The organism is Ruegeria sp. BHSB056 (assembly GCF_059613305.1).
In genome coordinates, this window is the sequence record NZ_JBXWSG010000008.1 from 41,995 (window position 1) to 65,626 (window position 23,632).

At 60.3% G+C, this 23,632-nt stretch carries 27 protein-coding genes; 14 read left to right on the forward strand and 13 right to left on the reverse strand.

Annotated elements, in window-relative coordinates; all coding sequences use genetic code 11:
* Positions 1-302: 302 nt before the first annotated feature.
* Positions 303-881 carry a thymidine kinase gene (locus AC2FND_RS03660; RefSeq protein ID WP_496767980.1) on the forward strand — a complete coding sequence of 193 codons (579 nt, stop codon included), beginning with the start codon at positions 303-305 and terminating at the stop codon, positions 879-881.
* Here the strand turns inward: AC2FND_RS03660 and AC2FND_RS03665 are convergent.
* From AC2FND_RS03665 to AC2FND_RS03685, 5 genes are all read right to left on the reverse strand, one after another.
* Positions 878-1,828, reverse strand: coding sequence for a 2-hydroxyacid dehydrogenase (locus AC2FND_RS03665; protein WP_496767982.1), 951 nt, complete (start codon positions 1,826-1,828; stop codon positions 878-880). The two genes, AC2FND_RS03660 and AC2FND_RS03665, sit on opposite strands and share 4 nt — an antisense overlap.
* Positions 1,828-2,166 carry a tRNA-binding protein gene (locus AC2FND_RS03670; RefSeq protein WP_209504763.1) on the reverse strand — a complete coding sequence of 113 codons (339 nt, stop codon included), beginning with the start codon at positions 2,164-2,166 and terminating at the stop codon, positions 1,828-1,830. The genes AC2FND_RS03665 and AC2FND_RS03670 overlap by 1 nt, the downstream gene beginning before the upstream one ends.
* Positions 2,159-2,974 carry a pyrroline-5-carboxylate reductase gene (proC, locus tag AC2FND_RS03675; protein ID WP_496767984.1) on the reverse strand — a complete coding sequence of 272 codons (816 nt, stop codon included), beginning with the start codon at positions 2,972-2,974 and terminating at the stop codon, positions 2,159-2,161. Before proC ends, AC2FND_RS03670 begins: the two co-directional genes overlap by 8 nt.
* A gap of 39 nt (positions 2,975-3,013) precedes the next feature.
* Positions 3,014-3,514 (reverse strand): type III secretion system chaperone family protein, encoded by a 501-nt coding sequence (locus tag AC2FND_RS03680; RefSeq protein ID WP_209598027.1) that lies wholly within the window; start codon positions 3,512-3,514, stop codon positions 3,014-3,016.
* A gap of 321 nt (positions 3,515-3,835) precedes the next feature.
* A complete protein-coding gene (locus AC2FND_RS03685) occupies positions 3,836-4,084 on the reverse strand; it encodes an accessory factor UbiK family protein (protein WP_050604795.1) in 249 nt (82 codons plus the stop codon).
* 97 nt (positions 4,085-4,181) lie between these two features.
* Between AC2FND_RS03685 and lgt the strand changes: the two genes are divergently transcribed.
* The 5 genes from lgt to AC2FND_RS03710 all read left to right on the forward strand — a co-directional run bounded on the left by lgt (position 4,182) and on the right by AC2FND_RS03710 (position 8,404).
* Positions 4,182-5,072, forward strand: a complete 891-nt coding sequence (lgt, locus tag AC2FND_RS03690; RefSeq protein ID WP_496767986.1) for a prolipoprotein diacylglyceryl transferase — start codon at positions 4,182-4,184, stop codon at positions 5,070-5,072.
* On the forward strand, positions 5,069-6,136 hold the full coding sequence (locus tag AC2FND_RS03695; protein WP_496767988.1) for a class I SAM-dependent methyltransferase: 1,068 nt from the start codon (positions 5,069-5,071) through the stop codon (positions 6,134-6,136). The genes lgt and AC2FND_RS03695 overlap by 4 nt, the downstream gene beginning before the upstream one ends.
* On the forward strand, positions 6,133-6,891 hold the full coding sequence (gene pgeF, locus AC2FND_RS03700) for a peptidoglycan editing factor PgeF (RefSeq protein ID WP_480475491.1): 759 nt from the start codon (positions 6,133-6,135) through the stop codon (positions 6,889-6,891). The genes AC2FND_RS03695 and pgeF overlap by 4 nt, the downstream gene beginning before the upstream one ends.
* A 270-nt stretch (positions 6,892-7,161) precedes the next feature.
* On the forward strand, positions 7,162-7,290 hold the full coding sequence (locus AC2FND_RS03705; RefSeq protein ID WP_267362961.1) for a hypothetical protein: 129 nt from the start codon (positions 7,162-7,164) through the stop codon (positions 7,288-7,290).
* A 331-nt stretch (positions 7,291-7,621) separates the two neighbouring features.
* The gene (locus AC2FND_RS03710; RefSeq protein ID WP_496767990.1) at positions 7,622-8,404 is read left to right on the forward strand and encodes a Hint domain-containing protein; all 783 of its coding nucleotides are present in this window, start codon (positions 7,622-7,624) and stop codon (positions 8,402-8,404) included.
* 119 nt (positions 8,405-8,523) lie between these two features.
* Here AC2FND_RS03710 and AC2FND_RS03715 read toward each other — a convergent pair whose 3' ends face one another.
* Positions 8,524-9,024, reverse strand: a complete 501-nt coding sequence (locus tag AC2FND_RS03715; protein WP_209504770.1) for an Lrp/AsnC family transcriptional regulator — start codon at positions 9,022-9,024, stop codon at positions 8,524-8,526.
* Positions 9,025-9,251: 227 nt separating this feature from the next.
* On the opposite strand from AC2FND_RS03715, the gene trxB reads away from it, so the two are divergent.
* From trxB to AC2FND_RS03735, 4 genes are all read left to right on the forward strand, one after another.
* Complete coding sequence (trxB, locus tag AC2FND_RS03720; protein WP_496767992.1) at positions 9,252-10,193, forward strand: thioredoxin-disulfide reductase; 942 nt, start codon at positions 9,252-9,254, stop codon at positions 10,191-10,193.
* A 3-nt stretch (positions 10,194-10,196) separates the two neighbouring features.
* On the forward strand, positions 10,197-10,646 hold the full coding sequence (locus tag AC2FND_RS03725; protein ID WP_496767994.1) for an RES family NAD+ phosphorylase: 450 nt from the start codon (positions 10,197-10,199) through the stop codon (positions 10,644-10,646).
* Between the two features lie 80 nt (positions 10,647-10,726).
* Complete coding sequence (locus AC2FND_RS03730) at positions 10,727-12,418, forward strand: adenylate/guanylate cyclase domain-containing protein (RefSeq protein ID WP_496767995.1); 1,692 nt, start codon at positions 10,727-10,729, stop codon at positions 12,416-12,418.
* A 196-nt stretch (positions 12,419-12,614) separates the two neighbouring features.
* Positions 12,615-14,333 carry a bifunctional sulfate adenylyltransferase/adenylylsulfate kinase gene (locus AC2FND_RS03735; protein ID WP_267362968.1) on the forward strand — a complete coding sequence of 573 codons (1,719 nt, stop codon included), beginning with the start codon at positions 12,615-12,617 and terminating at the stop codon, positions 14,331-14,333.
* A gap of 101 nt (positions 14,334-14,434) precedes the next feature.
* Here AC2FND_RS03735 and AC2FND_RS03740 read toward each other — a convergent pair whose 3' ends face one another.
* From AC2FND_RS03740 to AC2FND_RS03750, 3 genes are all read right to left on the reverse strand, one after another.
* Positions 14,435-15,322 carry a PhzF family phenazine biosynthesis protein gene (locus AC2FND_RS03740; protein ID WP_496767997.1) on the reverse strand — a complete coding sequence of 296 codons (888 nt, stop codon included), beginning with the start codon at positions 15,320-15,322 and terminating at the stop codon, positions 14,435-14,437.
* A gap of 92 nt (positions 15,323-15,414) precedes the next feature.
* Positions 15,415-15,639, reverse strand: coding sequence for a DUF1150 family protein (locus AC2FND_RS03745; RefSeq protein WP_496767999.1), 225 nt, complete (start codon positions 15,637-15,639; stop codon positions 15,415-15,417).
* 5 nt (positions 15,640-15,644) lie between these two features.
* The gene (locus tag AC2FND_RS03750; RefSeq protein WP_209598037.1) at positions 15,645-16,058 is read right to left on the reverse strand and encodes an Hsp20 family protein; all 414 of its coding nucleotides are present in this window, start codon (positions 16,056-16,058) and stop codon (positions 15,645-15,647) included.
* Positions 16,059-16,221: 163 nt separating this feature from the next.
* On the opposite strand from AC2FND_RS03750, the gene AC2FND_RS03755 reads away from it, so the two are divergent.
* From AC2FND_RS03755 to AC2FND_RS03770, 4 genes are all read left to right on the forward strand, one after another.
* Positions 16,222-16,446 carry a YdcH family protein gene (locus tag AC2FND_RS03755; RefSeq protein WP_209504778.1) on the forward strand — a complete coding sequence of 75 codons (225 nt, stop codon included), beginning with the start codon at positions 16,222-16,224 and terminating at the stop codon, positions 16,444-16,446.
* A 76-nt stretch (positions 16,447-16,522) separates the two neighbouring features.
* On the forward strand, positions 16,523-17,008 hold the full coding sequence (purE, locus tag AC2FND_RS03760) for a 5-(carboxyamino)imidazole ribonucleotide mutase (protein WP_209504779.1): 486 nt from the start codon (positions 16,523-16,525) through the stop codon (positions 17,006-17,008).
* Positions 17,005-17,760 carry an NAD(P)-binding domain-containing protein gene (locus tag AC2FND_RS03765; protein ID WP_496768001.1) on the forward strand — a complete coding sequence of 252 codons (756 nt, stop codon included), beginning with the start codon at positions 17,005-17,007 and terminating at the stop codon, positions 17,758-17,760. Before purE ends, AC2FND_RS03765 begins: the two co-directional genes overlap by 4 nt.
* A gap of 2 nt (positions 17,761-17,762) precedes the next feature.
* On the forward strand, positions 17,763-18,830 hold the full coding sequence (locus AC2FND_RS03770; protein ID WP_496768003.1) for a 5-(carboxyamino)imidazole ribonucleotide synthase: 1,068 nt from the start codon (positions 17,763-17,765) through the stop codon (positions 18,828-18,830).
* 65 nt (positions 18,831-18,895) lie between these two features.
* Here the strand turns inward: AC2FND_RS03770 and AC2FND_RS03775 are convergent, their stop codons facing one another.
* The 4 genes from AC2FND_RS03775 to groL form a co-directional block, all read right to left on the reverse strand.
* Positions 18,896-20,047, reverse strand: a complete 1,152-nt coding sequence (locus AC2FND_RS03775) for an alpha-D-ribose 1-methylphosphonate 5-triphosphate diphosphatase (RefSeq protein WP_496768005.1) — start codon at positions 20,045-20,047, stop codon at positions 18,896-18,898.
* A complete protein-coding gene (locus tag AC2FND_RS03780; RefSeq protein WP_209504783.1) occupies positions 20,044-20,817 on the reverse strand; it encodes an alpha/beta fold hydrolase in 774 nt (257 codons plus the stop codon). Before AC2FND_RS03780 ends, AC2FND_RS03775 begins: the two co-directional genes overlap by 4 nt.
* A 29-nt stretch (positions 20,818-20,846) precedes the next feature.
* Entirely contained in the window at positions 20,847-21,698 is an 852-nt protein-coding gene (locus tag AC2FND_RS03785) for a DMT family transporter (RefSeq protein WP_496768007.1), read from the reverse strand.
* 245 nt (positions 21,699-21,943) lie between these two features.
* Complete coding sequence (gene groL / locus AC2FND_RS03790; RefSeq protein WP_480919156.1) at positions 21,944-23,584, reverse strand: chaperonin GroEL; 1,641 nt, start codon at positions 23,582-23,584, stop codon at positions 21,944-21,946.
* Positions 23,585-23,632 lie beyond the last annotated feature (48 nt).

The following is a 23,632-nucleotide window of genomic DNA, read 5'->3' on the forward strand; positions in this document are numbered from 1 at the left end:
CGTCGGGAAATTTCCCATACCTGAGTCATAATTGAAATGTCATACATTGACTATCCCTCAGATAAGCGGGGGATTTTGTGAGTGAGTGGCGGCAGTTCAAGCCGGTAAAGAGTGATTGCAGGGCAGTATTGTTGGGCCTTGCTTTGTTTTGGCCACATGTTGGCCGACGGCGTCGCTGTTGCAGACGCGGGGGTTCCATCCCCTACGAGCCCAGCTCGGCCTCTGCACACGCAATGGCGACGTCGCTTCTTACATCCCTTTGCTCTCTTGTTCCTTTTCGTCAGGCGTTTTAGACCCGCGCCATGGCAAAGCTGTATTTCAACTATTCCACCATGAACGCGGGCAAGTCGACCGTGTTGCTACAGGCCTCGCACAACTATCGCGAGCGCGGAATGCAGACCTATCTGATGACCGCCGCCATTGACGGGCGGGCCGGTGCAGGGCGGATTGCATCGCGCATCGGCATATCGGAGCAGGCTGACACTTTCACACCCGAAGATGATGTCTTCGCCATGATCCGGTCCCGGCTGGACAAGGGTTTAGTGGCCTGCGTTTTCATCGACGAGGCACAGTTCCTGTCCGAGGCGCAGGTCTGGCAACTGGCCCGTGCGGTGGACGATCTGGATGTGCCGGTGCTGGCCTATGGTCTGCGCGTGGATTTTCAGGGCAAGCTGTTCCCCGGTTCCGCCACCCTGCTGGCCCTTGCCGACGAAATGCGCGAAGTGCGCACGATCTGTGAATGCGGCCGCAAGGCCACGATGGTGATTCGTCGCGACGAGACCGGCAAGGCCATCACTGAAGGGGCACAGGTACAGATCGGTGGCAACGAGACCTATGTCTCGCTCTGCCGCAAACACTGGCGTGAGGCGGTGGGCGACTAGACCGGGTTGGGCAGCGCCCTGCCCGCGACAAAGGCCGCCACGTTATCCAGCGCCATGTGCCCCATGCTGCTGCGCACCTCTTCGGTGGCGGTGCCCAGGTGGGGCAGCAGGGTTACGTTTTCCATATCGCACAGGGCTTGTGGTACTTTGGGTTCGAATTCGTAGACGTCAAGCCCCGCCCCCGCGATCTGACCGGTTTGCAGCGCCGTGATCAGCGCGACCTCGTCCACCACCTCGCCACGGGCGATGTTGACCAGAATAGCCGAGGGGTTCATCGCCTCAAGAATCTGCGCATTGATCAGGTGGCGGGTTTCCGCACCGCCGGGAACCGCAAGCACAAGGAAATCGACCGAAGCGGCGAGTGTTTCAAGGTCAGGTGTGAATTCCGCCGGGAAATCCAGTTGCTTGGCGCTGCGGGACTGATAGGCCACCTGCATGGCAAACCCGAAATGACAGCGGCGCGCGATGGCCTGCCCGATGCGGCCCATACCGACGATGCCCACGCGCTTGCCGGTCACGTGATGGCCCAGCATCTGCGTCGGGTGCCAGCCCTGCCACTGACCCGATCGCACCAGCCGTTCACCCTCACCGGCGCGCCGGGCTGTGGTCAGCAGCAGGGTCATGGCGATATCAGCCGTGGCATCGGTGACGGCGCCGGGGGTGTTGGTTACGTCAATCCCGGCCGCGCGTGCGGCATCCACGTCGATATGGTTGAAGCCAACACCGAAATTGGCCAGCAGCTTGCAGCGCGGCGGACCGGCATCCGCAAAGACCTGAGCCGAGAACTGATCGCCCAATGTCGGCACAACAACGTCGTATCCGGCCAGAGCGGCCAGCATCTCCTGCCGCGCCATGGGCAGGGTGTTTTCCCGGATGGTTACATCGAAATCGGCGCGGGCGCGCGATTCGACTGCCGGTGTCATCGGGCGCGTGATCAGCAGTTTCATCAGTGCATCCGCCCGCCGGTTGGTACCTTGCCGTCAGGGCCGATCAAAACGATCTCGCCGTTGTCATCGGGCAGACCCAGCACCAGAACCTCGGACATGAACTTGCCGATCTGGCGTGGAGGGAAGTTGACGACGGCCATGACCTGTTTGCCGACCAGAGTGGCCGGATCGTAATGCGCGGTGATCTGGGCCGAGGTCTTGCGCTCGCCAATCTCGTCCCCAAAGTCGATCCACATCTTGATCGCGGGTTTGCGGGCCTCGGGATAGGGTTCGGCGCGGATCACCTCGCCCACGCGAATATCGACCTTGAGAAAGTCGTCGAACGAAATTTCACTCACGCGAGAGCTCCTTGGATCGGTCGGTTGCGGCCTTGACGGCACGGTGCAGCAGGTCGGGAAAGCCGGTTTCCTGATGCATCAGCACCTCAAGCGCGGCCTGTGTGGTGCCGTTCGGAGAGGTCACGTTGATGCGCAGCTGCGCCGGGTCTTCGTCGGACGCCATGGCCAGCGCCCCGGCACCGGCCACTGTGGACTTGGCCAGTTTCATCGCAAGCTCGGCAGGCAGGCCATGCGCCGCGCCCGCAGCAGCCAGGGTTTCGATCAGATGGAACACGTAGGCCGGGCCGGACCCGCTGAGCCCGGTGACGGCGTCCATCTGTGCCTCATCCTCAAGGCGAACAGTCTGGCCCACTGCCGCCAGCAGGTTTTCGGCCTGCTCCATGTCGGTCTCGGAGGTGTGTGCGTTGCCGATCAGTGCCGTGATGCCCTGACGGATGGCGGCGGGCGTGTTGGGCATGGCGCGAATGATCGGGGTGTCACGGCCCAGAACGGATTCGAAGGCCGCAATCGAGGTGCCAGCCGCAACCGAAATAAACAGGCTGGACCCGCCGCCCAGCGCCTGAATGGCAGGCAGGGCTTCGCCCATCATCTGCGGTTTGACCGCAACCAGCACCACGGCGGGGGATTCAGGTAACGGTGCGTTGATATTGACGCCCCGCGCCTTCAGCCAATCTGACGGAAAGGGATCGATGACCCAAACGGAAGCTGGCGGAAGGCCGTGTTCCAGCCATCCCGCCAGCATTGCGGACCCCATCTTTCCGCACCCCAGAAGCACAAGCCCCTGTTCGGCCACTCGCGTCATGTCCATTTGCCCCTCCCGCTTTACATATCGGTTCGGGGCAAAGGTTTACGCGCGGCCGTAGGCCTCTGCAATGGCCACTTGCATGGCTTCTTCTGGCCCTCTGTTGCCCCAGGTCACCAATTGGATCGCGGGGTAGTACCGCTCGGCGCTCATGACGGCGGCATTGATCATCGTGTCGATCTGGTCAGCGCTGGCCGTTTGCCCGCCTGCAAGGACCAGACCATAGCGATAGACCATCAGCTTCTGGTTTGCCCAATAGGTAAACGCGCCTGCCCAGCACTGGTCGTTCATCTTGTTGAGCAGCTCATAGAGCTGCATTTCACGCTCGGCCGGTGGTTCCATTTCGAAGCTGCACACCATGCGTAGCGTTTCGTCATAGTTGGACCAGGCCAGCGTGATCGAATAGGTGCGCCACTGCCCTTCAACGGCCATGGCAATCTGATCGTCCCCAATGCGATCAAAATCCCAGTCGTGATGTTCGGCCAGATGCTCAACAATGTCGATCGGATGAATGTCTTCTTCGAGATACTGCTCGGAAAGGGCCATAATGCCACCTCACTAATCTCTAGCATTTCGGGGCTGGCAGCGCCCCAGTGCTAGTTGCCTGCTCTACAAACCGGGCTTCCCCCATGGGCCTGTACTAAATATGGTGCGATGTGGCGTAAGTTCTGGCAACCCTAATTATTGGGGATAACAGCAATAAGTTGTGGACAGAAGGCAACGGCGATCAAAATATTGGCGACAGAGTCAGCTTTGTCTTGAATAAATTCTGCGACACGTCAGAATACACAGCACCGCACAATCCGGGCTGGATTGCGCGGCGGAATGCTTTGTCCGAAAATTGTGAAAAAAGGGAACGCCGGGGCGTTATTTGTCCAGTTTCGCCTCGAGCGCGGCGATGCGGGCTTCGAGTGCCGCGTTTTCTTCGCGCGCCTTCTGAGCCATGGCGCGCACGGCGTCAAATTCTTCACGGGTGACGAAATCGCGGTCGGCCAGCCAGCGGTCGATCATCGACTTCATCGCGTTTTCAGCCTCTTCCCGCGCGCCCTGCGCCACGCCCATGGCGTTGGTCATCAGCTGGGACACGTCATCCAGGATTTTGTTGCGGGTTTGCATATCTGTTCTCCGATCTCGCGGTTTACCTGTATATGGGCAAAGAATGGCGCGGGCTCAAGGTTGACTTGACCTGCAAACCCCGGGCAATGAGACGCACATGCAGGCTGTTCTGAATTTCCCCGATCTGTCGCCCGAACTGTTCTCGATCCCGCTGTTCGGGATGGAGTTCGCGCTAAGGTGGTATGCGCTGGCCTATATCGCGGGCATCCTGATCGCGTGGCGGCTGGCTGTTGTGGCGTTGCGCCGCCCAGCGCTCTGGCCTGCGGATGGCCCGCCGATGAAGCCCGAGCAGCTGGAGGATCTGGTCACCTGGATCATTCTGGGTGTGATTCTGGGTGGGCGGCTGGGCTTTGTGCTGTTCTATCAACCGGCTTATTACCTGTCGCACCCGCTGGAGATCGTGAAGGTCTGGCAAGGCGGCATGGCCTTTCATGGCGGATTGCTGGGCGTGATCCTTGCGTCGTACCTGTTTGCACGACGGCACCGTATCCCTGCCCTGTCGCTGGGAGATCTGGTCGCCTACACCGTTCCGCCCGGATTGCTGCTGGGGCGGCTGGCCAATTTCGTCAATGCCGAGCTGTGGGGCCGCCCGAGTGAGCTGCCCTGGGCTGTCATCTTTCCCGGATTTGCGGCGCAGGATTGCCCCGGCGTGGTCGCAGGCACGTGTGCCCGGCACCCGTCGCAGCTGTACGAGGCCGCGCTGGAGGGGGTGTTGCTTGGGGCGGTATTGCTGTGGCTGGTCTATCGGCGCGGCGGTTTTCGCACACCGGGTCTTGCCATGGGGACGTTCCTTGCGGGCTACGGCGCGTCGCGCTTTATCGTCGAGTTCTTTCGCCAACCGGATGCGCAGTTCGTATCGCCCGGCAATCCGCTGGGGCTGGCCTGGCATGTGGGCGGGTACGGGCTGACCATGGGGCAGTTCCTGTCGCTGCCGATGATCGCGCTTGGATTGTGGTTTGCCCTGCGCGCGCGGCGGCAGGCAGTATGAGCCTGACCGATCATCTGGTCGCCCGCATCCGGCAGGATGGGCCGATGAGCGTGGCAGATTTCATGGGTGAATGCCTGCTGCATCCGACGCTGGGCTATTACACGACCCGTGATCCGCTGGGGGTTGCGGGGGATTTCACCACAGCGCCGGAAATCAGCCAGATGTTCGGGGAGCTGGTCGGGCTGTCTCTGGCGCAAAGCTGGATGGATCAGGGACGGCCCGCACCGTTTACCCTGTGTGAGCTGGGGCCGGGGCGTGGTACCCTGATGGCCGATATTCTGCGCGCCACACGGTCAGTACCCGGATTTCACGAGGCAGCGCAGGTTGTACTGGTTGAAGCATCGCCTGTATTGAAACAGGTGCAGGCTGCAACGCTGAAGGATTACGAGGCGGTCTGGATTGCAACGATCGCCGACCTGCCCGACCAGCCGCTGTTGCTGGTGGCCAACGAATTCTTTGATGCCCTGCCCATCCGCCAGTTTCAGCGTGACGGTACGGGCTGGCGCGAGCGTCTGGTGGGTGAGCGTGACGGCGGGTTGACGTTCGGACTGGGCGCAATCGGGCCGCAGGTGGCGTTGAATGACAGGCTGTCGGACACCAAGGACGGTGATCTGGTCGAACTGTGTGCTGCTGCGATTCCCGTTTTGACCGTGATCGCGGGGCGGGTCGCCAGTCATGGCGGCGCGGCATTGATTGTGGATTATGGCGACTGGCATTCGCTGGGCGATACCTTGCAGGCTCTGCAAAGCCACGAGCATGCCGATCCTCTGGCATCGCCCGGTCAGGCCGATTTGACCGCGCATGTGGATTTTGAGCCTTTGGCCGTTGCGACCCGCGCCTGTGGGTGCAGGCATACGCGCCTGACACCGCAGGGCGTCTTCCTTGAACGGCTGGGGATCACCGCCCGCGCGCAAGCCCTGTCCAAGGCGCTGAGCGGTTCCGAGCTGGATGCGCTGATTGCCGCGCATCGGCGGTTGACGCATCCTGATGAAATGGGAAATCTGTTCAAGGTGATGGGCCTTTTCCCGGCCTATGCCGCCCCACCACCAGGATTGGAACCATGACGCTGGAAATTCTGACCTCGGACCTGCTGTCGCCATTTCGCCATGGGTTCTTTACCCGTCGCGGCGGCGCGTCTTCAGGAATTTTCAGCGGGTTGAACTGTGGTCAGGGGTCCTCGGATCAAACCGAGATTGTCGCGCTGAACCGGCGGCGAGTGGCCGACGCGATGGAGGTTGAACCCGAGGCAATGGTCGCGGTGCATCAGGTTCATTCCCCAACGGTTCTGACAGTCAAAGCCCCGGTTGACGGTGAAAAGCCCAAAGCGGATGCCATTGTCACGGCAACACCCGGTCTGGCCCTGACGATCCTGACGGCCGATTGCCAGCCGGTTCTGTTCGCCGATCCCGACGCGCATGTGATCGGTGCGGCCCATGCCGGGTGGCGCGGCGCGCTGGACGGTGTTCTGGAGGCAACGCTGGACGCGATGGAGGCGCTGGGAGCCGACCGCAGCAATATCTGCGCCGTGATCGGACCCAGTATTTCCCAGCGCGCGTACGAGGTGGGGCCAGAGTTTCTGGACGCGTTCCTTGCGGATTCGCCGGACAACAGCCGCTTTTTTGCCAATGGTGAAAGTGACCGCCTGCAATTTGATCTGCCCGCCTTCGGGCTGCACCGGCTGCGGCAGGCGGGAATCGGACAGGCCGAGTGGACCCGGCACTGCACATATTCCGACCCCGACAGGTTCTATTCCTATCGCCGGTCAACACACGCGAACGAGGTTGATTACGGGCGGCTGATTTCTGTCATAAGATTGTGATCTTCGTCCAGATTTAGGTGCCCTGCCACTTTTCCGCCACATTTTTTGTGTTGATTGGGCATCAGAATCGTAACGAGTTTTTGCCAGTAATCAGATCGGTATCTGACGTTCGAAAATCGGGCGCTGGCGTGTTGAGTGGGAGGTCCGTCTGACTTCATTTTTCTGTCCGCAAATCATCCCGGATAAGCCTTATCCCTGCCGCAAACCCGCGTCACAAAAGGTTTACAGAGGATACGGGGAAATACACCCCGTTCAGAGCAGGACCAAAAAATGAAAACCAAATCACGCTTTCTGAAAGCCATGGTCGAGGCCACTCGGGACCAGAACCTGGAAATGCCGTGGAAGCGGGTAACAAGCAATTCTGTCAGGGTCGCCAGTCGCATCGCGGCACGACGCTGAGACAGAAAAACCCAGAGACCAAGCTGCCGGTCTTATTTGGGTCAACGCGTATCAGGTTTGCTCCGGCCTGATGTATCGCGCGTCACGAGCGAGGGGTTCGTGACTTTTTAGGAGTTGTGTGTGTGCGGGCAATTTCGCCCGTGAAGTACGAGTTTGTCTGGGGGGTCAATGTGTTGACCATTGGAAAGCGAGATTTAGTCGCGTTGCGGGACCGTACCGGTCGCCGCCCGAGGGTCACCCATTTGTTTCAAGACAAAGAACCAGTTCGCCGGGCGGGTCTGTACGGGGGTACGCCGCGCCTGCCCGAACATTTTGAGGGGACGGAATATTAATGACTATTCCTAATTCACTGGCCCGCGCGGCCAGAAATGCTATCGAAACGTCTGTTATGCTGCGGGACGCGCCGCGGCCGGTTTCCAAGCCAAAAGCCCAGCTGCGCCGCTATGAGGTCAGCAGCCTGTTGAAGAACGGAGATGTGGTTCAGACCCGCCATATCGCACCCGCCTTGCCAATGTTTGAAGACGCGTTTTGCGCCTTCACACGTGGATCTTTGGTAGAAACGGAACATGGACCGATGGCAATCGAGGATCTGATGCCGGGGGATACGGTCCTGACGCAGGATGGCGCATCGGAAACCGTGTTGTGGAAGGGATCTGTCACTCTGATCCCCGGACGCGTGGATTCGCGGGGCCGGACGCGGCCGCTGACGCGGATCATGGCGGATACGTTCGGGATGCAAAAGCCAATGTCGGGTGTCATTGCCGGCCCGGCGGCGCGAATCGTGGGAACACCCGCGCATTTGCGGCACCTGCATGGGGGGCAGCCGATTCTTACACCCGTGTCCGAATTTCAGGACGGAATGGGTGTCATTGAAACAATGCCGCCGACCCCCGTTGAACTGTTTCACATTTGCTTAAAACGCCATTCCGTTATTCGCGTAGATGGATTACAGTTCGAAACATATCATCCAGGTGTGAATGCGGTTCGCATGATCAGCCACTCGCTTCGGTCGATCTATCTGAACCTGTTCGCGCATATTGAGTCGCTGAACGATTTCGGCCCGCTGCTGATGCCGCGCGCCGGAGATGGTGAGATCGACGCGATGACGGCCTGAGCATGATTGTGATTACTGCATTATGGGGGGCATCATGCAGCTGGTAATAAGTTGGGTTCTATCCCTTGCGGTGGCAGCACTGTTGCCACCAATCACCGCGCAACCAAAACGTGTTGGCGTTACGCCGTCCGGTTCATACGTTCTTCCAGAACGTCGAACGGTACGCCTGGCTCGTCTTTTGCGCCGCGAATAACGAGCGATGTCTTGACGCTGGCCACGTTTGGCGTGGTCAGCAACTCGCCCGTCAGAAACTGCTGAAAGCTGCTCAGGTCAGGTGCGACGCATTTCAGGATGAAGTCCACTTCGCCGTTCAGCATGTGGCATTCGCGGACCAATGGCCACTCGCGGCAGCGGCCTTCGAATGCGCGCAGTTCGACTTCGGCCTGGCTGTCCAGACCGACCATGGCAAATACCTGGACCTCGAACCCCAACTCGCGTGAGTTGACCTCGGCGTGATAGCCGGTGATGAAGCCGGATTCTTCGAGTGTGCGCACCCGGCGCAGACAGGGCGGGGCCGAGATTCCGACCCGTTTTGCCAGCTCGACATTGGTCATACGACCGTCCGCCTGCAGTTCCGCCAGAATCTTGCGATCGATATCATCCAGCCGAGTCGTGACCATCAAATGCTCCTGATTTTTTCGGTTCTTATATCAGCACCCCACACGCGCGCAATAATGTTTCGCAGATGCGCAATTTTCTTTGTTTCCTTTTCGCCTTCTCCTGGTGAATCCGGGGCGCCCCTGCCCGAGAGGGCCTGAACAGTAAGGGGCTTTAAGCCGGGCCGGTCGATCGCTATATCGGGGCGACGGGCCGCGGGCCCAATTCAGGCAATTCGAGCGGGGGCACCATGGCCGACACACGACACACCAAGGTTCTGATCATCGGGTCGGGGCCCGCAGGATACACCGCAGGCGTATATGCAAGCCGCGCCATGCTGGAACCCATTCTGGTACAGGGAATCGAACCCGGTGGTCAGCTGACAACGACGACCGAGGTCGAAAACTGGCCCGGTGACACCGAGGTGCAGGGCCCGGACCTGATGGTACGGATGCAGGACCATGCCAAGGCCATGGGATGTGAGGTGATCGGCGATATCATCAGCGATCTGGACCTCAGCAAGCGCCCCTTCACCGCCAAGGGCGACAGCGGCACCACATACACGGCGGACGCCGTCATTCTGGCCACCGGCGCGCGTGCGAAATGGCTGGGTCTGCCGTCGGAAGAGAAGTTCAAGGGCTTTGGCGTCTCGGCTTGCGCCACCTGTGACGGGTTCTTCTATCGCGGGCAGGAAATCGTGGTGATTGGCGGCGGCAACACAGCCGTGGAAGAGGCCCTGTTCCTGACCAATTTCGCCAGCAAGGTGACCCTGATCCACCGCCGCGATGAGTTGCGGGCGGAAAGGATCCTTCAGGATCGCCTGTTGAAGAATGAAAAGATCGAACCGCTGTGGTTCCACCAACTGGAAGAAGTGATCGGCACCGATGCGCCTTTGGGTGTTGAAGGTGTTCGGGTCAAACATGTCAAAACCGGCGAGATCACCGAGATCCCGTGCAAGGGCGTCTTTGTCGCCATCGGCCACGCCCCTGCGAACGAGTTGGTCAAGGACACGCTGGAAACCCATATGGGTGGTTATGTCGTCACCAAACCGGGCAGCACCGAAACGTCGATTCCCGGCGTGTTCGCAGCAGGCGATCTGACCGACCATGTCTATCGTCAGGCGGTAACAAGCGCCGGAATGGGCTGTATGGCGGCACTGGAAGCCGAACGGTTCCTGGCCGAACAGGACTGATACATGCTTGAATTCTCTGGCCCTGTCTGGAGAATTCTGTTTGCGTCGCAGGCAGCGACCCCATTGCTGCCTGCCCGCGCACCCGAGGGGCGCTTTCACCATTCCGGACAGTTCGGGCTTTATGCCTCGCTCAGCGCCGAGGGCGCTTCGGTCGCCATCCGCCGCTACATCTCGGGTGATGATCCCGACCGGGTGGTTCAAAGGTTTCTGGTGGAAAACGCGCGATTGGTGGACTACCGCGGGCAGACGGCTGCATCGGTGATCTGGCAGGACATTCGCGCGACGGGGGCCCCTTCCCCGACATGGTCTTTTTCAGATAAAGCGCGGGCACTGGGGGCGGACGGCTTGATCTACAGCTCGCGCTCGCGCCCTGACCTCAGCCATCTGGTGCTGTTTTGTGCGGACAAGATATCAATTCAATCCCAACACCCCGCCACCCATTGGCAGGCCTAGATTTGCACCCGAAGCCTTGACCTGACCGCGAACGTCCTCGCAAAGTCCAACCACGGCGAACAGCGATACAGGTGGTATTCTTGAAGAGCGCTTTGTGGCGTGGCGGTTGGGCAACCCGGCTTCGGATCGGCAGCGGGTTGGTTCTGTTTGCTTTCGCTTTCTTCCATTTTATCAACATCGGGATGGGCCTGTTTCACACCGATTATCTGCACGGGATGCAGGACGGTCGAACAGCGGTGACGCGACACATCCTTTTGAGCGTGCTGCTTTATGCAGCGCTGTTCACCCATGCTGGTCTGGCGCTGGCCTCAATCGCACAGCGCCGGACCCTGCGCATGCCGTTCAGCACGGCGTTGCAGGTGGTTCTGGGTCTGCTGATACCATTGCAGCTGATCTCGCATGTCATCCAGACGCGGGTCGCGCACGAGATCTATGACGTCAATGACGAGATGGGGTATATCATCATCCTGATGTGGCCCAGCACCGTGATTTGGATGCAAAGCGCACTGTTGCTGATCGTCTGGGTGCATGGCTGCATCGGACTGCATATGTGGTTACGGCTGACAAAATGGTGGTCCAGCGCCGTACCCTATCTGATCGGTGTCGCCGTCTTCATCCCCATGTTCGCTTTGGCCGGTCTGCTAACCGAGGGTCGCCGCATCTGGTTGGATTTCGCGGATGAGTTTTTGCGGGAACAATATATCGAGCATTACAACTGGCCCTCGCCCGAGGCGTTTCAGACCATGTTCACCGTCAAGGATAATGCCCTTCTGGCGTTCTGGCTTGCCCTGGCGGCCACGGGTCTTGTGTATATCGGGCGCAAGCTGTGGCGGCGCAGGCATGCGGTGCGGGTGAGTTACAGCAGCGGACCCGAGGTGGATGCGGAAAAGGGCATGACCCTGCTTGAGATTTCGCAGGCACACGGTGTGCCCCATGCGGCCTTGTGCGGCGGGAAGGGCCGTTGCACCACCTGCCGCGTCATCGTTGAAGAGGGCTCCAGCGCCCTGCCCCCACCCGGCGATGTCGAGGCCCGCAGTCTGGCCGCTGTTGGCGCCTCGCCACAGACACGGCTGGCGTGCCAAATCCGCCCGACGGAACCGACCACCGTTTTCCGCGTTTTTCAACCGGATGGCGGGCGCATTCGCGGACATGCCAGTCAGGGGCAGGAACGAAAACTGGCCGTACTGTTTCTGGACATGCGCGGATTTACCGCCCGCACGACGGGTCAGCTGCCCTATGATATCGTGTTCCTGCTGAACCGGTTCTTCGACGCCGTCGTGCCTGCCATCACCAAGGACGGCGGTGTCGTGGACAAGTATATGGGCGACGGGTTGCTGGCGGTTTTCGAAAAACCCGATGCAGCCGCATCCGCCCGCGCCGGGTTGAAGGCTGCGATAGATATCAGCCATGCCCTCGACCGGTTCAACGAGCAGCTTGAGGCCGAAGGCAGCCCTGGCATTCGGATCGGAATGGGCCTGCACCTTGGGGATCTGGTGCTGGGTGAGATTGGCGCGCAGGGACATGCCGCGAGAACGATCATTGGCGACGCCGTCAATGTGGCCAGCCGACTGGAAAGCGAAACCAAGGCGTTGGGGGTCGAACTGCTGGTCTCGCAAGAAGTGTTGAAGGCCGCGGGCATGGACCTGCCGTCGGAGGGTATACGGTTGTTCCAATTGCGCGGCGTTGCCGATCCGATTCCCGCCCTGCCAGTCACCCGTGCGTCCGGGCTTACGCCGCACACGCAAAAACAGGAACAGTCATACTTTGCATGATCGGATTATCTACGCCCCAAGGAACCAGATCGTCATTTTAGTTTCGGAGTTGGAAATTTCTTCCAATCCGCGAGAAATCAGCGCATATCGTCCTTTGTTTCATTGACGCCAGTGGACTTCGCCCAACAGTCGGTGCAAATGCCCCGAAAATGCCCTTGAATCACTGGCAACACAACACTGCGATAAGAGTATTCAGATGACGATGTTAAGCAATCTGGCCCCCATTCCCGAACTTTACGTGTCGTATGACTCGGCCCAGAAACTGAAGGTCGAAGCCGCCGACCTGACCAGTTGGGATCTGAGCCCGCGCCAGATCTGCGATCTGGAGCTGCTGATGAACGGCGGTTTCAACCCGCTCAAAGGTTTCCTGAGCGAGGCCGATTACGACAATGTCGTCGAAAACATGCGTCTGGCTGATGGCACGCTATGGCCGATGCCCATAACGCTGGACGTCAGCGAAGACTTTGCGGACAAGATCGAACTGGGTCAGGATATCGCGCTGCGCGATCAGGAAGGCGTGATTCTGGGCACCATGACGGTGACTGACCGCTGGACACCGAACAAAGCCCGCGAGGCCGAGAAGGTTTTTGGTGCCGATGACGATGCCCACCCGGCTGTGAACTATCTGCACAATGTGGCGGGCAAGGTCTATCTGGGTGGCCCTGTCGTGGGCATCCAGCAGCCTGTTCACTATGACTTCCGCGGTCGCCGCGACACGCCGAACGAGCTGCGCGCCTATTTCCGCAAGCTGGGCTGGCGCCGGATCGTGGCCTTCCAGACCCGCAACCCCCTGCACCGTGCGCATCAGGAACTGACTTTCCGCGCCGCCAAGGAAGCGCAGGCCAACCTGCTGATCCACCCGGTCGTGGGCATGACCAAGCCGGGCGACGTAGACCACTTTACCCGCGTGCGCTGCTATGAGGCGGTGCTGGACAAGTATCCCGCATCCACCACCTCGATGAGCCTGCTGAATCTGGCCATGCGTATGGCTGGCCCGCGCGAGGCGGTCTGGCACGGGCTGATCCGTGCCAACCATGGCTGCACTCATTTCATCGTTGGCCGCGATCACGCGGGCCCGGGCAAGAACTCGGCCGGTGAAGATTTCTATGGCCCCTATGACGCGCAGGACCTGTTCCGCCAGTTCCAGGACGAGATCGGCGTCGAGATGGTCGATTTCAAACACATGGTCTATGTGCAGGAACGCGCGCAATACGAGCCGAATGACGAGATTCTGGACAAGGACAATGTCACGATCCTGAACATCTCGGGCACCGAGCTGCGCCGCCGTCTGGCCGAGGGTCTGGAAATCCCCGAATGGTTCAGCTTTCCCGAAGTTGTGGCCGAGCTGCGCAAGACCAAGCCGCCACGCAGCCAGCAGGGCTTTACTGTGTTCTTCACCGGCTTCTCGGGCTCAGGCAAGTCCACCATCGCCAACGCGCTTATGGTCAAGCTGATGGAGATGGGGGGCCGTCCGGTCACGTTGCTGGATGGCGATATCGTGCGGAAAAACCTGTCATCCGAACTGGGTTTCTCGAAAGAGCATCGCGACCTGAACATCCGACGGATCGGCTATGTGGCATCCGAGATCACCAAGAACGGTGGCATCGCCATCTGCGCGCCGATCGCACCTTATGCCACCACGCGCCGCGCGGTGCGCGAAGAGATCGAGCAGTTCGGTGCCTTCTGCGAAGTGCATGTCGCGACCACCATCGAAGAGTGTGAGCGGCGCGACCGCAAGGGTCTGTACAAGCTGGCCCGCGAAGGCAAGATCAAGGAATTCACCGGCATCTCGGACCCGTATGACGTGCCTCAGAACCCTGAATTGCGTGTCGAGACCGAGAATGTCGAGGTCGACAACTGCGCCCATCAGGTGCTGCTGAAGCTGGAAAGCATGGGTCTGATCGCAGCAGGCTGAACCAGATGAATGAAACACAGCGGCCTCCGGTTTTCGGGGGCCGTTTTTGTTTTGATAGTCTGAGGCGTTCCGGGCAGTCCCCGGGGTCGGGAACGGTTCGGCTACTGAGTGGCTTGTGGCAGATCAACCTGCCCGCGCATCAGGATATGCCCCTGACCGGCCACCTTGATTCCCGTCATCGCGTCGCTGGGGCCAACGCGCGTGACAACAGCCTGACCGGGGCGGCCCATATCGTGACCCTGTTCCGCAACGAAACTGTCCTTGGTCATCAGCCCGTATTTCCACAGATAGGCTGCCATGGCCCCGGTGGCAGACCCGGTAAACGGATCCTCGGGCGGGCTGGGCGGAGCCATTAGCAGGCGCGAGAAGGTATCACCCGCGTCGGTAGCCCCTTGGAGTGTCACGAGAAAAGGCTCGGCCATGTCCGAGCCGGAATACCCTGCCGTTGCAGCCACTTTCCGCAGCGCGTCCTCGGACAGGCGGGCCGCGCGCAACGCGTCATGATCGCGCAGAACGGTGATACAGAAGGGCAAACCGGTTGAGACCATCCGGGGTGGCGAGATGATGGCTTCTTGCGGCAGGCTGATCGCCTTTGCCACCAGATCCGAAGGCACATGCGCACCAAATTGCGGGGCGACCTGCGTCATTTCAATCTGTTCGCCCTGGAATCCGATCGAAACGATGCCAGCGCCGGTTTCCAGCGTCAGGTTATCGCCGGGGATCATGCCGCGCGACCACATCGCCGCTACGGTGGCAATCGTCGGATGACCGGCAAAGGGAATTTCACGGCTGGCCAGAAAATAACGGACGCGGATGTCGGCCACGTCGGACGGGCCGGTGAATGTGCATTCGACCAGAGAGGTTTCGCGCACATAGGCCATGCAGAGCTCGGCAGAGAGCCCCGCGCCGCCATGGACCACGGCACAACCGTTGCCGCCAAATGCACGATTGGTGAAGGCGTCTACCCAGTCGAATTCAAACCAGCTCATGCAGTCGGCTCCGTTACAGGTTAATAGCGGCAGTTTCGCCGATGCGCGTGTGCTGCGGGGAACGTTTCAACCCAGCCGGGCAAAGGGGCCGTTCAGTGAACGGCCACAGGTGACAGGTCGTGCTGACGGGCCAGAACGAAGGCCAGCTTGCGGTCGGCCACAAGCGCCAGTTGCTGCCCATCGGAATCGTGCACGGCGTAAAGGTGATCCAGATCACCTGCCTGATCGCGCAGATCACGCGGCAGATCGGCAACGTCCACTGTTTTCACATAGACGATACGATCGCCTACGGTGTTGATTTCAATCGGTGTGTTCATTGCTCTTACCCCTTCCGTATGTTGATTGTCTGAACCACGGTTTCCGGCATAGCGCGGGTCAGATCTACGTGCAGCAGACCGTTTTCCATGATCGCCTCGCCCACCTCGACCCCGTCGGCCAGCACGAACATGCGCTGAAACTGACGCGCCGCGATGCCACGGTGCAGGAAGATGCGCCCCTCGCTGTCGTCGCGCTGACGGCCCCGGATCACCAGTTGGCGATCCTCGATTGTGATGGACAGATCCTCTTCGGCAAACCCGGCCACCGCAAGGGTGATGCGGTAGGAAAAGTCCGAGGTCTGTTCGATGTTATAGGGCGGGTACCCTTCATTACCGGCCTTTGCAGACCGTTCCAGAAGGCGTTCCAGCTGCTCGAACCCCAAAAGATGCGGGTATGAGCCAAGAGTAAGTTTCGACACGTATTTTCGTCCTTTATTGTCAAAGCGACGTGGTGCGCGGTCCCGTTCCGGCAACCGCTTGTTATAGAATATGGGAAGAAACCAGGATGTCCACAAGGTCTGGCGCGATAACGTCTGACACACTATCTTGTTGGGCAAGCACCACAACAAGCCCGAGTCGCCAATGAACGCGCCCACCGACCTTTCGATGAAAACCGATGAAGTTCTGCGGGTTGAATTGGAGGTTTTCCGCCGCCAGCACCGCGACCTTGATGAGGCGATCGAGGCGCTGCACGAAAAAGGAACGGCTGATCAGTTGACCCTTAGGCGCCTGAAAAAGGAAAAACTGCGCCTGAAAGACTTCATCCGCCTGATAGAAGACCGCCTGACCCCCGATATCATTGCCTGAACGCCCTGTACCGCATTGCCACAAAAGCGGATTTGGCTATAGTGCGCGCTCTTTCTGAGCGCGGGGACATAAGCGGATGAGCGATGTGACAGTGGGGATCATCATGGGCAGCCAGTCGGACTGGCCCACGATGAAGGAAGCCGCAGATATTCTGGATGAACTGGGCATCGCTTATGAGGCGCGTATCGTTTCGGCCCATCGCACCCCGGACCGGTTGTGGGACTATGGCAAGACCGCCGTATCGCGAGGGTTGCAGGTGATCATCGCGGGCGCAGGCGGAGCGGCACATCTGCCGGGCATGATGGCCTCGAAAACACGCGTACCGGTGATTGGCGTGCCTGTGCAGACGCGGGCCCTGTCGGGGGTGGATTCGCTGTATTCCATTGTGCAGATGCCCAAGGGCTTTCCCGTGGCGACTATGGCAATCGGGTCCGCTGGCGGGGCCAATGCGGGCCTGATGGCCGCGGGCATTCTGGCCTTGCAGGATGAGGCCCTGGCCGCGCGGCTGGATGCCTGGCGCGAGGCCTTGTCCGCCTCGATCCCCGAGGAACCGCAGGGATGAGCCGGATCGGGTTTATCGGTACCGGGCATATCGCCGCGCCGATTGCGCGGCTGATGGCCGCCAAAGGGCATGAGATCAGCGTGACAGAACGCAACGCCGAGGTCTCGGCCGCCCTGAAGGCCGAACTGGGCGTTGCCGTTTCGCCACCGCAGGCGGTGATTGACGCCTCGGACATCGTGTTTCTGTGTCTGCGCCCGCATATCGCGGCCGAGGTTCTGGCCCCCCTGACCTTTCGCGCCGATCAGAAGGTCGTGTCGGTTATGGCGGCCGTTTCCGCCGAGGATCTGGCCAAGCTTTGCGCCCCAGCCTCGGATTTCGTGCAGACCATCCCGCTGGGGTTCTTGCAATCCGGTGGCTGCCCGATGGCGGCGTTCGGCAATGACCGCTTGCTGGCCGAGCTGTTTGAGCCGGATAACCCAGTGGTCAAGGTTGCGGATGAGATGGCGCTGAACGCGCATTTTGCCATTTGTGCCATGGTTCCCGGCATTCTGGATCTGATGGCCACCGGAGCCGAATGGCTGGGTGACGTGACCGGCGATGCGGACGGGGCCGAGTTCTATACCACGCAGTTGATGGCGGGTTTTCTCGCCGCGATGGAGAAAGGCACAGCCGGGCGGTTGGCACAGGAGCGCGACGCTTTGGCGACGGAAGGTACTTTGAGCCTGCAGATGACGGGCACCCTGATCGAACAAGGTGCGCATGAGGCGCTTAGAGCGGCGCTTGGCGCAATTGGAAAACGTTTGGAGAATTGACGATGGCGGAGATGCTCGCCCAAGGTGCGGTGATCGGGATTCTGGGCGGTGGCCAGCTGGGCCGGATGCTGTCGGTGGCGGCCTCTCGGCTGGGGTTTGTCAGCCATATCTACGAGCCGGGCGCAAACCCGCCTGCCGGGCAGGTGGCGGATCGGGTAACGACAGCGGCCTATGACGATGTCGACGCCCTGACGGCTTTTGCCGATGCGGTGGACGTCATCACCTATGAGTTCGAAAACATCCCGACCGAGGCGCTGGATATTCTGGAAGCCCATCGCCCCATTCGTCCCGGGCGTGAGGCATTGAGGGTCAGTCAGGACCGCCTGTCCGAGAAGACGTTCCTGCAGGGGCTTGGCCTGAAAACGGCTCCGTTTGCGGATATCACCGATCTGGACAGCCTGACTGCGGCCATCGAAGAAATCGGCACGCCCGCGATCCTGAAGACCCGCCGCTTTGGTTATGATGGCAAAGGGCAGGCCAGATTGCGCAACCCCGGGGATGCCGAGGCCGCGCTGGCCGATATGGCTGGTGCGCCTGCTCTTCTGGAGGGGTTCGTTGATTTTTCGCACGAAGTTTCGATCATTGCTGCGCGCGGGCTGGACGGTCAGGTGGCCTGTTTCGACCCGGGTGAGAATGTGCATCGCGATGGCATCCTGCACACCACCACCATCCCTGCCCGACTGTCCCCCGCCCAGCGCACCGATGCCATCCTGCTGGCGGCCAATATCCTGAACGCTCTGGAATATGTTGGTGTCATGGGGGTTGAGCTGTTCGTGACACCCGGCGGACTGATCGTGAACGAGATCGCGCCGCGCGTGCATAACTCGGGCCACTGGACGCAGAACGGCTGCGCCGTGGATCAGTTCGAACAGCACATCCGCGCGGTGGCGGGTTGGCCGTTGGGCGACGGGCAGCGCCACTCGGATGTGGTGATGGAGAACCTGATCGGCGACGATATGGACCGCGTGCCTGAGCTGGCGCGCGAACGGGACATCGCGCTGCATCTTTACGGCAAGGCCGAGGTCAAGGCCGGTCGCAAGATGGGACATTTCAACCGGATCAAGCGGTAGAATATCGCGCTACGGCGCGATGCCTTCGGCGAGAGTATTTGGAAAAAGGTGAAGCTGGCCTGGTTTTAACCCACAAAGCGGGTTGCGATATCCCCAGACATATAGCTGACGCGCCCGCCCGCCAATGTCGCGGCGACGCGGTGAGTGGTTGCATCAAGGATAACCAGATCGGCGCGTTTGCCCGCGGCAAGCGTGCCCCGGTCCGGCAAGTCCAGCACCCGCGCGGGGCCGGACGAGATCAGCGCCCAGGCACCGGCCAGATCCAGCAGCCCGGTTTTGGCCAGCATCAGCGCCGCGCGGCGTGGACTGGGATAATGGTAATCCGAGGCCAGCGCATCACAGAGCCCCATCGCAATCAGCTCTACCGCGCTGGCGTTACCCTTATGCGAGCCACCGCGGACCACATTGGGCGAACCGAGAATAACATGATCCCCGGCAGCGCGCGCCGCCTCGGCGGCTTCAAGTGTTTCAGGGAATTCGGCAATGCGCACCCCTTGGCCGCGCCACCAGGCGCGCGCCTCGGCAGTTGCGTCATCGTGGCTGCCCAGACGCACGCCCATGTCCGCAAGGTCCGAACAGAGCGCTTCTAGCGCGGCCGGAACCTCAGCCTTGCGGGCGTGCATGTCGAGCAGCATCGCAAAATGCGCCTCCGGGTTGCGCCCGGCCTTCAATGCCTGCCCGGTCAGGCGCGGTGGTTTCTTGCCCTGTGCCAAACGATCATGCGGCAGGTGATCATTGAAGACCACGTATGGCACCTGCCAGTCGGCGATGCGACGGGCCAGCCCGTCGTAATCCGCGAGCATATTGGTCTCGAACCGCAATTGCGGGATCAGATCGGTGACCGTGCTGCCCTTGACCGCTGCGATGGCCGCAAACACCTGCGCGGCAAAGTCCGGGCCGCGCACGCCGCCTTCCCAGCTGTAAAACTGCGCCAGAACGGCTGTGGTGATGCCGTTTGCCGCCAGTTCGGCCTCGACCGACAGAATGCCCTCATTCATCTGCTTCATCGCGCCGCGACGTGGGGCGATATGGCGTTCGAACCCATCGCCGTGCAAGTCGACAATGCCAGGAAGAACAAGATACCCGGTCAGGTCAATCCGCCGCCCGGTCTCGTCTTTCTGAATGACCCCATTTGCAATGGAAAGCTCCGCGCGTGACAGCCCTTCACCCGGCAACAGAACCTCTGCTCCGGTCAATGTCAGTTCCAATGCGGTCATTCTGATGGCTCCGCCCCCGGTTCTGAGCAGTTTTGCCCGATACAGATCTCGTCTATTACGTCCATCACACCGTCCAGCCAAGTGATCTGCGGATCAAACCGGCCAAACTCAATGAAGTGCAGCACCTGCGCCATGACCTGCGGGTTGTTCATCATGAAGGTGTGTGTCACCGGCAAGACAAGATGATCGGCCATGCCTTCGACTTTGGTGGACTCGACCGACACCTTGCCATCGTCAGGACCGTCGATCAGAGACGAAAACACAAGGTTCAGGGACTGGTCACCTGCGATGACACCCAGTTCGAAATCCACAGGCGGCAGGCGGCTGGGAATTCCATCCGGGCCTGTGCCCAGTTGCAGTCCGGCCGGGCCGTTCAGGTATCCGAACACCTCCCACGCGCTGAGTTCATCGACCAGCTGGCTACCCTGATTGGGTGGCCCCAGCATGACGACACGGCCCATGTTTTCAGGGCTGTGGTCCTGCAACCAGTATCGCAACAGGATGCCGCCCATGGAATGCGCGACAACATTGACGGTATCAGTGCCGCAGGCCGCAAACGCTTGCGGGATGGTTTGTTCGGCCAGTTCGGGGATACCGATCTCGGTCGATGGGTAACCGGGGCGCACGACGGAATAGCCATTCGCTTTGAACAGTTGCTCCATCACGCTGAACGACGCCTCAGTCCGGGCAAGACCGTGCAGCAGGACAACGCATTTCGCGTTGGCCACGGCGGGAAATAGGCAACAAAGCAGGGCGATCAGAATTCTCATACCCGCCAGATAAAGCCTGTGCGCCTGCGTTAAAAGCCCTTCCCGCGTTGACGTCGCAGGACAGCCAGCGCGATACCGCCCAAAACCAGTGCCGCACCAACAAGCAGCCGCACACCCGCGCTTTCCCCCAACAGCACCACGCCGCCCACAATTGCGATCACCGGCACGCTGAGCTGGACGACCGCCGCCGTTGAAGGTGCCAGCTGGGGCAGAACGCGATACCACAAGGCGTATCCCAGACCCGAGGTCACGCCACCAGACAAGGCCGCAAGGAGATAACCCAATCCGGTCATGTGCCACTCTGCCCCTGTGGCCATCAGGGCCAGCGCGGTCACCGGCAGCGCGACGATGAAATTCGCTGCCGTGCCTTGCAACGCATCAGGCTCGGACCGCCCGGCCAGTGAATAGGCTGCCCAGCCGATCCCGGCTGCAATCATCAAAACGGTTCCGGTCGGATCGACCCGCACTGTTCCCGTGGGCCACAGGACACAGGCCAGACCACCCAGTGCAATCGCTGCCCCGGCCAACTGTCGTCGGGTGGGTTTGACCCCGGCAAGGGCGGTGGCGGCGAACATGGTGATCTGCACAACGGCAAACAGGATAAGCGCGCCCAGCCCCGCATCCAACGTCAGATAGGCAATGGAAAACCCGATCATATACAGGGAAAGCGACCCGGCCCCGATAAACCGCCTGCGGTTGCGCAGGGGCAAATGTCCTCTGCGCAGCAGCACCAGTGCGGCCAGAACCAGCGCCCCCGCCAGAACCCGGACAATGGCAAACCCCGCGGGATCACTGGACCCGCTGTCGATAGCCAACCGGTTCAGAATGGAGTTCGCCGCAAAGGCGCACATGGTCAGGGCGGTCAGAAGGAACAGTCGCATTTCAACCACATACCGACTTGGCGGCGGGTTGGACACTCACAATTCGGGCACACGCGGCCCAGCCTTCACCTTTTCCAAAATACTCCCGCCGGAGGCATGGCCGCTTGCGGCCATCAGGAACGAAACGGGGCCGCCAAAAGGCGACCCCGTCCATGAGCACTTTGGTTTCCCCTCTCGACAGCTTGACCTTGCAGCCAAACGCCTGTCAGGGGTCGTCAGAATTCGCTTAGGCGAATTCGACGTGCTTACATCATGCCGCCCATGCCGCCCATGTCGGGCATGCCGCCACCAGCAGGCGCATCTTTTTGCGGCTTGTCTGCAACCATCGCTTCGGTGGTGACCAGCAGGCCGGCAACCGATGCCGCATCTTCCAGAGCGGTACGGACAACTTTGGCCGGGTCGATCACGCCGAACGAGAACATGTCGCCATATTCTTCGGTCTGAGCATTGAAGCCAAAGGCCGGATCCGAAGATTCGCGCACTTTGCCTGCAACAACCGCACCGTCAACGCCTGCGTTTTCGGCGATCTGGCGCAGCGGCGCTTCGATGGCCTTGCGCACGATGTTGATGCCTGCGTCCTGATCAGCGTTTGCGCCTTTCAGCGATTCCAGTGCTTTACCGGCCTGAACCAGAGCAACGCCACCGCCTACAACGACGCCTTCCTGAACGGCTGCGCGTGTTGCGTTCAGAGCATCGTCCACACGGTCCTTACGCTCTTTCACTTCAACTTCGGTCATGCCGCCGACGCGAATAACGGCAACACCGCCTGCCAGTTTGGCAACGCGTTCCTGCAGCTTCTCACGGTCGTAATCCGACGAGGTTTCTTCGATCTGGGTGCGGATCTGAGCAACACGTGCTTCGATCTCGGCTTTCTCGCCAGCACCGTCGACGATGGTGGTTTCGTCTTTGCTGATCTCGATCTTCTTGGCGGTGCCCAGCATGTCCATGGTGACATTCTCAAGCTTCATGCCCAGATCTTCGCTGATCACCTGACCACCGGTCAGGATTGCGATGTCTTGCAGCATGGCTTTGCGGCGGTCGCCGAAGCCCGGTGCCTTCACAGCAGCAATTTTCAGGCCGCCGCGCAGTTTGTTGACAACCAGAGTTGCCAGCGCTTCGCCTTCAACGTCTTCTGCAATGATCAGCAGCGGCTTTTGCGACTGGATCACCTGCTCGAGCAGCGGAACCATCGGCTGCAGCGAAGACAGTTTCTTTTCGTGCAGCAGGATCATGCAGTCGTCGAGCTCGGCCACCATCTTGTCTGCGTTGGTGACGAAGTAAGGCGACAGGTAGCCGCGGTCGAACTGCATACCTTCAACAACATCGGTCTCGGTTTCCAGACCTTTGTTTTCTTCGACGGTGATGACGCCTTCGTTGCCAACCTTCTGCATCGCGTCTGCGATCTGCTGGCCAATTTCAGCTTCGCCGTTGGCCGAGATGGTGCCAACCTGAGCAACTTCTGCCGAGTCCTTGACTTCACGCGAAGCAGCACGGATGCCTTCGACGACTTTGGCGGTTGCCAGGTCGATGCCGCGCTTCAGGTCCATCGGGTTCAGGCCCGCTGCAACCTGCTTCAGGCCTTCTTTTACGATGGCCTGCGCCAAAACGGTCGCGGTGGTGGTGCCGTCACCGGCTTCGTCATTGGTGCGGCTGGCGACTTCTTTCACCATCTGCGCGCCCATGTTTTCGAACTTGTCTTCCAGTTCGATTTCCTTAGCAACCGAAACACCGTCTTTGGTGATGCGCGGTGCGCCGAAGGATTTGTCCAGCACCACGTTGCGGCCTTTGGGGCCCAGGGTCACTTTGACAGCATCCGCCAGAATGTTGACGCCTTTCAGCATCTTGTTGCGGGCATCGGTGTCGAACTTGACGTCCTTTGCAGCCATGTCGTTTCTCCTTGAGAAAATGTGTTGAGTGGAAGATCAGAGAAAGCG

Bases quoted from the DNA above. Each gene is read 5' to 3' on its own strand.
- AC2FND_RS03765 (WP_496768001.1), top strand. From the start codon at position 17,005: ATGAGCCGGATCGGGTTTATCGGTACCGGGCATATCGCCGCGCCGATT.
- AC2FND_RS03715 (WP_209504770.1), bottom strand. From the start codon at position 9,024: ATGGTCACGACTCGGCTGGATGATATCGATCGCAAGATTCTGGCGGAA.
- AC2FND_RS03725 (WP_496767994.1), top strand. From the start codon at position 10,197: ATGCTTGAATTCTCTGGCCCTGTCTGGAGAATTCTGTTTGCGTCGCAG.
- purE (WP_209504779.1), top strand. From the start codon at position 16,523: ATGAGCGATGTGACAGTGGGGATCATCATGGGCAGCCAGTCGGACTGG.
- AC2FND_RS03775 (WP_496768005.1), bottom strand. From the start codon at position 20,047: ATGACCGCATTGGAACTGACATTGACCGGAGCAGAGGTTCTGTTGCCG.
- trxB (WP_496767992.1), top strand. From the start codon at position 9,252: ATGGCCGACACACGACACACCAAGGTTCTGATCATCGGGTCGGGGCCC.
- AC2FND_RS03740 (WP_496767997.1), bottom strand. From the start codon at position 15,322: ATGAGCTGGTTTGAATTCGACTGGGTAGACGCCTTCACCAATCGTGCA.
- AC2FND_RS03735 (WP_267362968.1), top strand. From the start codon at position 12,615: ATGACGATGTTAAGCAATCTGGCCCCCATTCCCGAACTTTACGTGTCG.
- AC2FND_RS03665 (WP_496767982.1), bottom strand. From the start codon at position 1,828: ATGAAACTGCTGATCACGCGCCCGATGACACCGGCAGTCGAATCGCGC.
- AC2FND_RS03780 (WP_209504783.1), bottom strand. From the start codon at position 20,817: ATGAGAATTCTGATCGCCCTGCTTTGTTGCCTATTTCCCGCCGTGGCC.
- AC2FND_RS03705 (WP_267362961.1), top strand. From the start codon at position 7,162: ATGAAAACCAAATCACGCTTTCTGAAAGCCATGGTCGAGGCCACTCGG.
- AC2FND_RS03660 (WP_496767980.1), top strand. From the start codon at position 303: ATGGCAAAGCTGTATTTCAACTATTCCACCATGAACGCGGGCAAGTCG.
- proC (WP_496767984.1), bottom strand. From the start codon at position 2,974: ATGGACATGACGCGAGTGGCCGAACAGGGGCTTGTGCTTCTGGGGTGC.
- AC2FND_RS03785 (WP_496768007.1), bottom strand. From the start codon at position 21,698: ATGCGACTGTTCCTTCTGACCGCCCTGACCATGTGCGCCTTTGCGGCG.
- groL (WP_480919156.1), bottom strand. From the start codon at position 23,584: ATGGCTGCAAAGGACGTCAAGTTCGACACCGATGCCCGCAACAAGATG.
- AC2FND_RS03685 (WP_050604795.1), bottom strand. From the start codon at position 4,084: ATGCAAACCCGCAACAAAATCCTGGATGACGTGTCCCAGCTGATGACC.
- lgt (WP_496767986.1), top strand. From the start codon at position 4,182: ATGCAGGCTGTTCTGAATTTCCCCGATCTGTCGCCCGAACTGTTCTCG.
- AC2FND_RS03710 (WP_496767990.1), top strand. From the start codon at position 7,622: ATGACTATTCCTAATTCACTGGCCCGCGCGGCCAGAAATGCTATCGAA.
- AC2FND_RS03770 (WP_496768003.1), top strand. From the start codon at position 17,763: ATGGCGGAGATGCTCGCCCAAGGTGCGGTGATCGGGATTCTGGGCGGT.
- AC2FND_RS03745 (WP_496767999.1), bottom strand. From the start codon at position 15,639: ATGAACACACCGATTGAAATCAACACCGTAGGCGATCGTATCGTCTAT.
- pgeF (WP_480475491.1), top strand. From the start codon at position 6,133: ATGACGCTGGAAATTCTGACCTCGGACCTGCTGTCGCCATTTCGCCAT.
- AC2FND_RS03680 (WP_209598027.1), bottom strand. From the start codon at position 3,514: ATGGCCCTTTCCGAGCAGTATCTCGAAGAAGACATTCATCCGATCGAC.
- AC2FND_RS03695 (WP_496767988.1), top strand. From the start codon at position 5,069: ATGAGCCTGACCGATCATCTGGTCGCCCGCATCCGGCAGGATGGGCCG.
- AC2FND_RS03755 (WP_209504778.1), top strand. From the start codon at position 16,222: ATGAACGCGCCCACCGACCTTTCGATGAAAACCGATGAAGTTCTGCGG.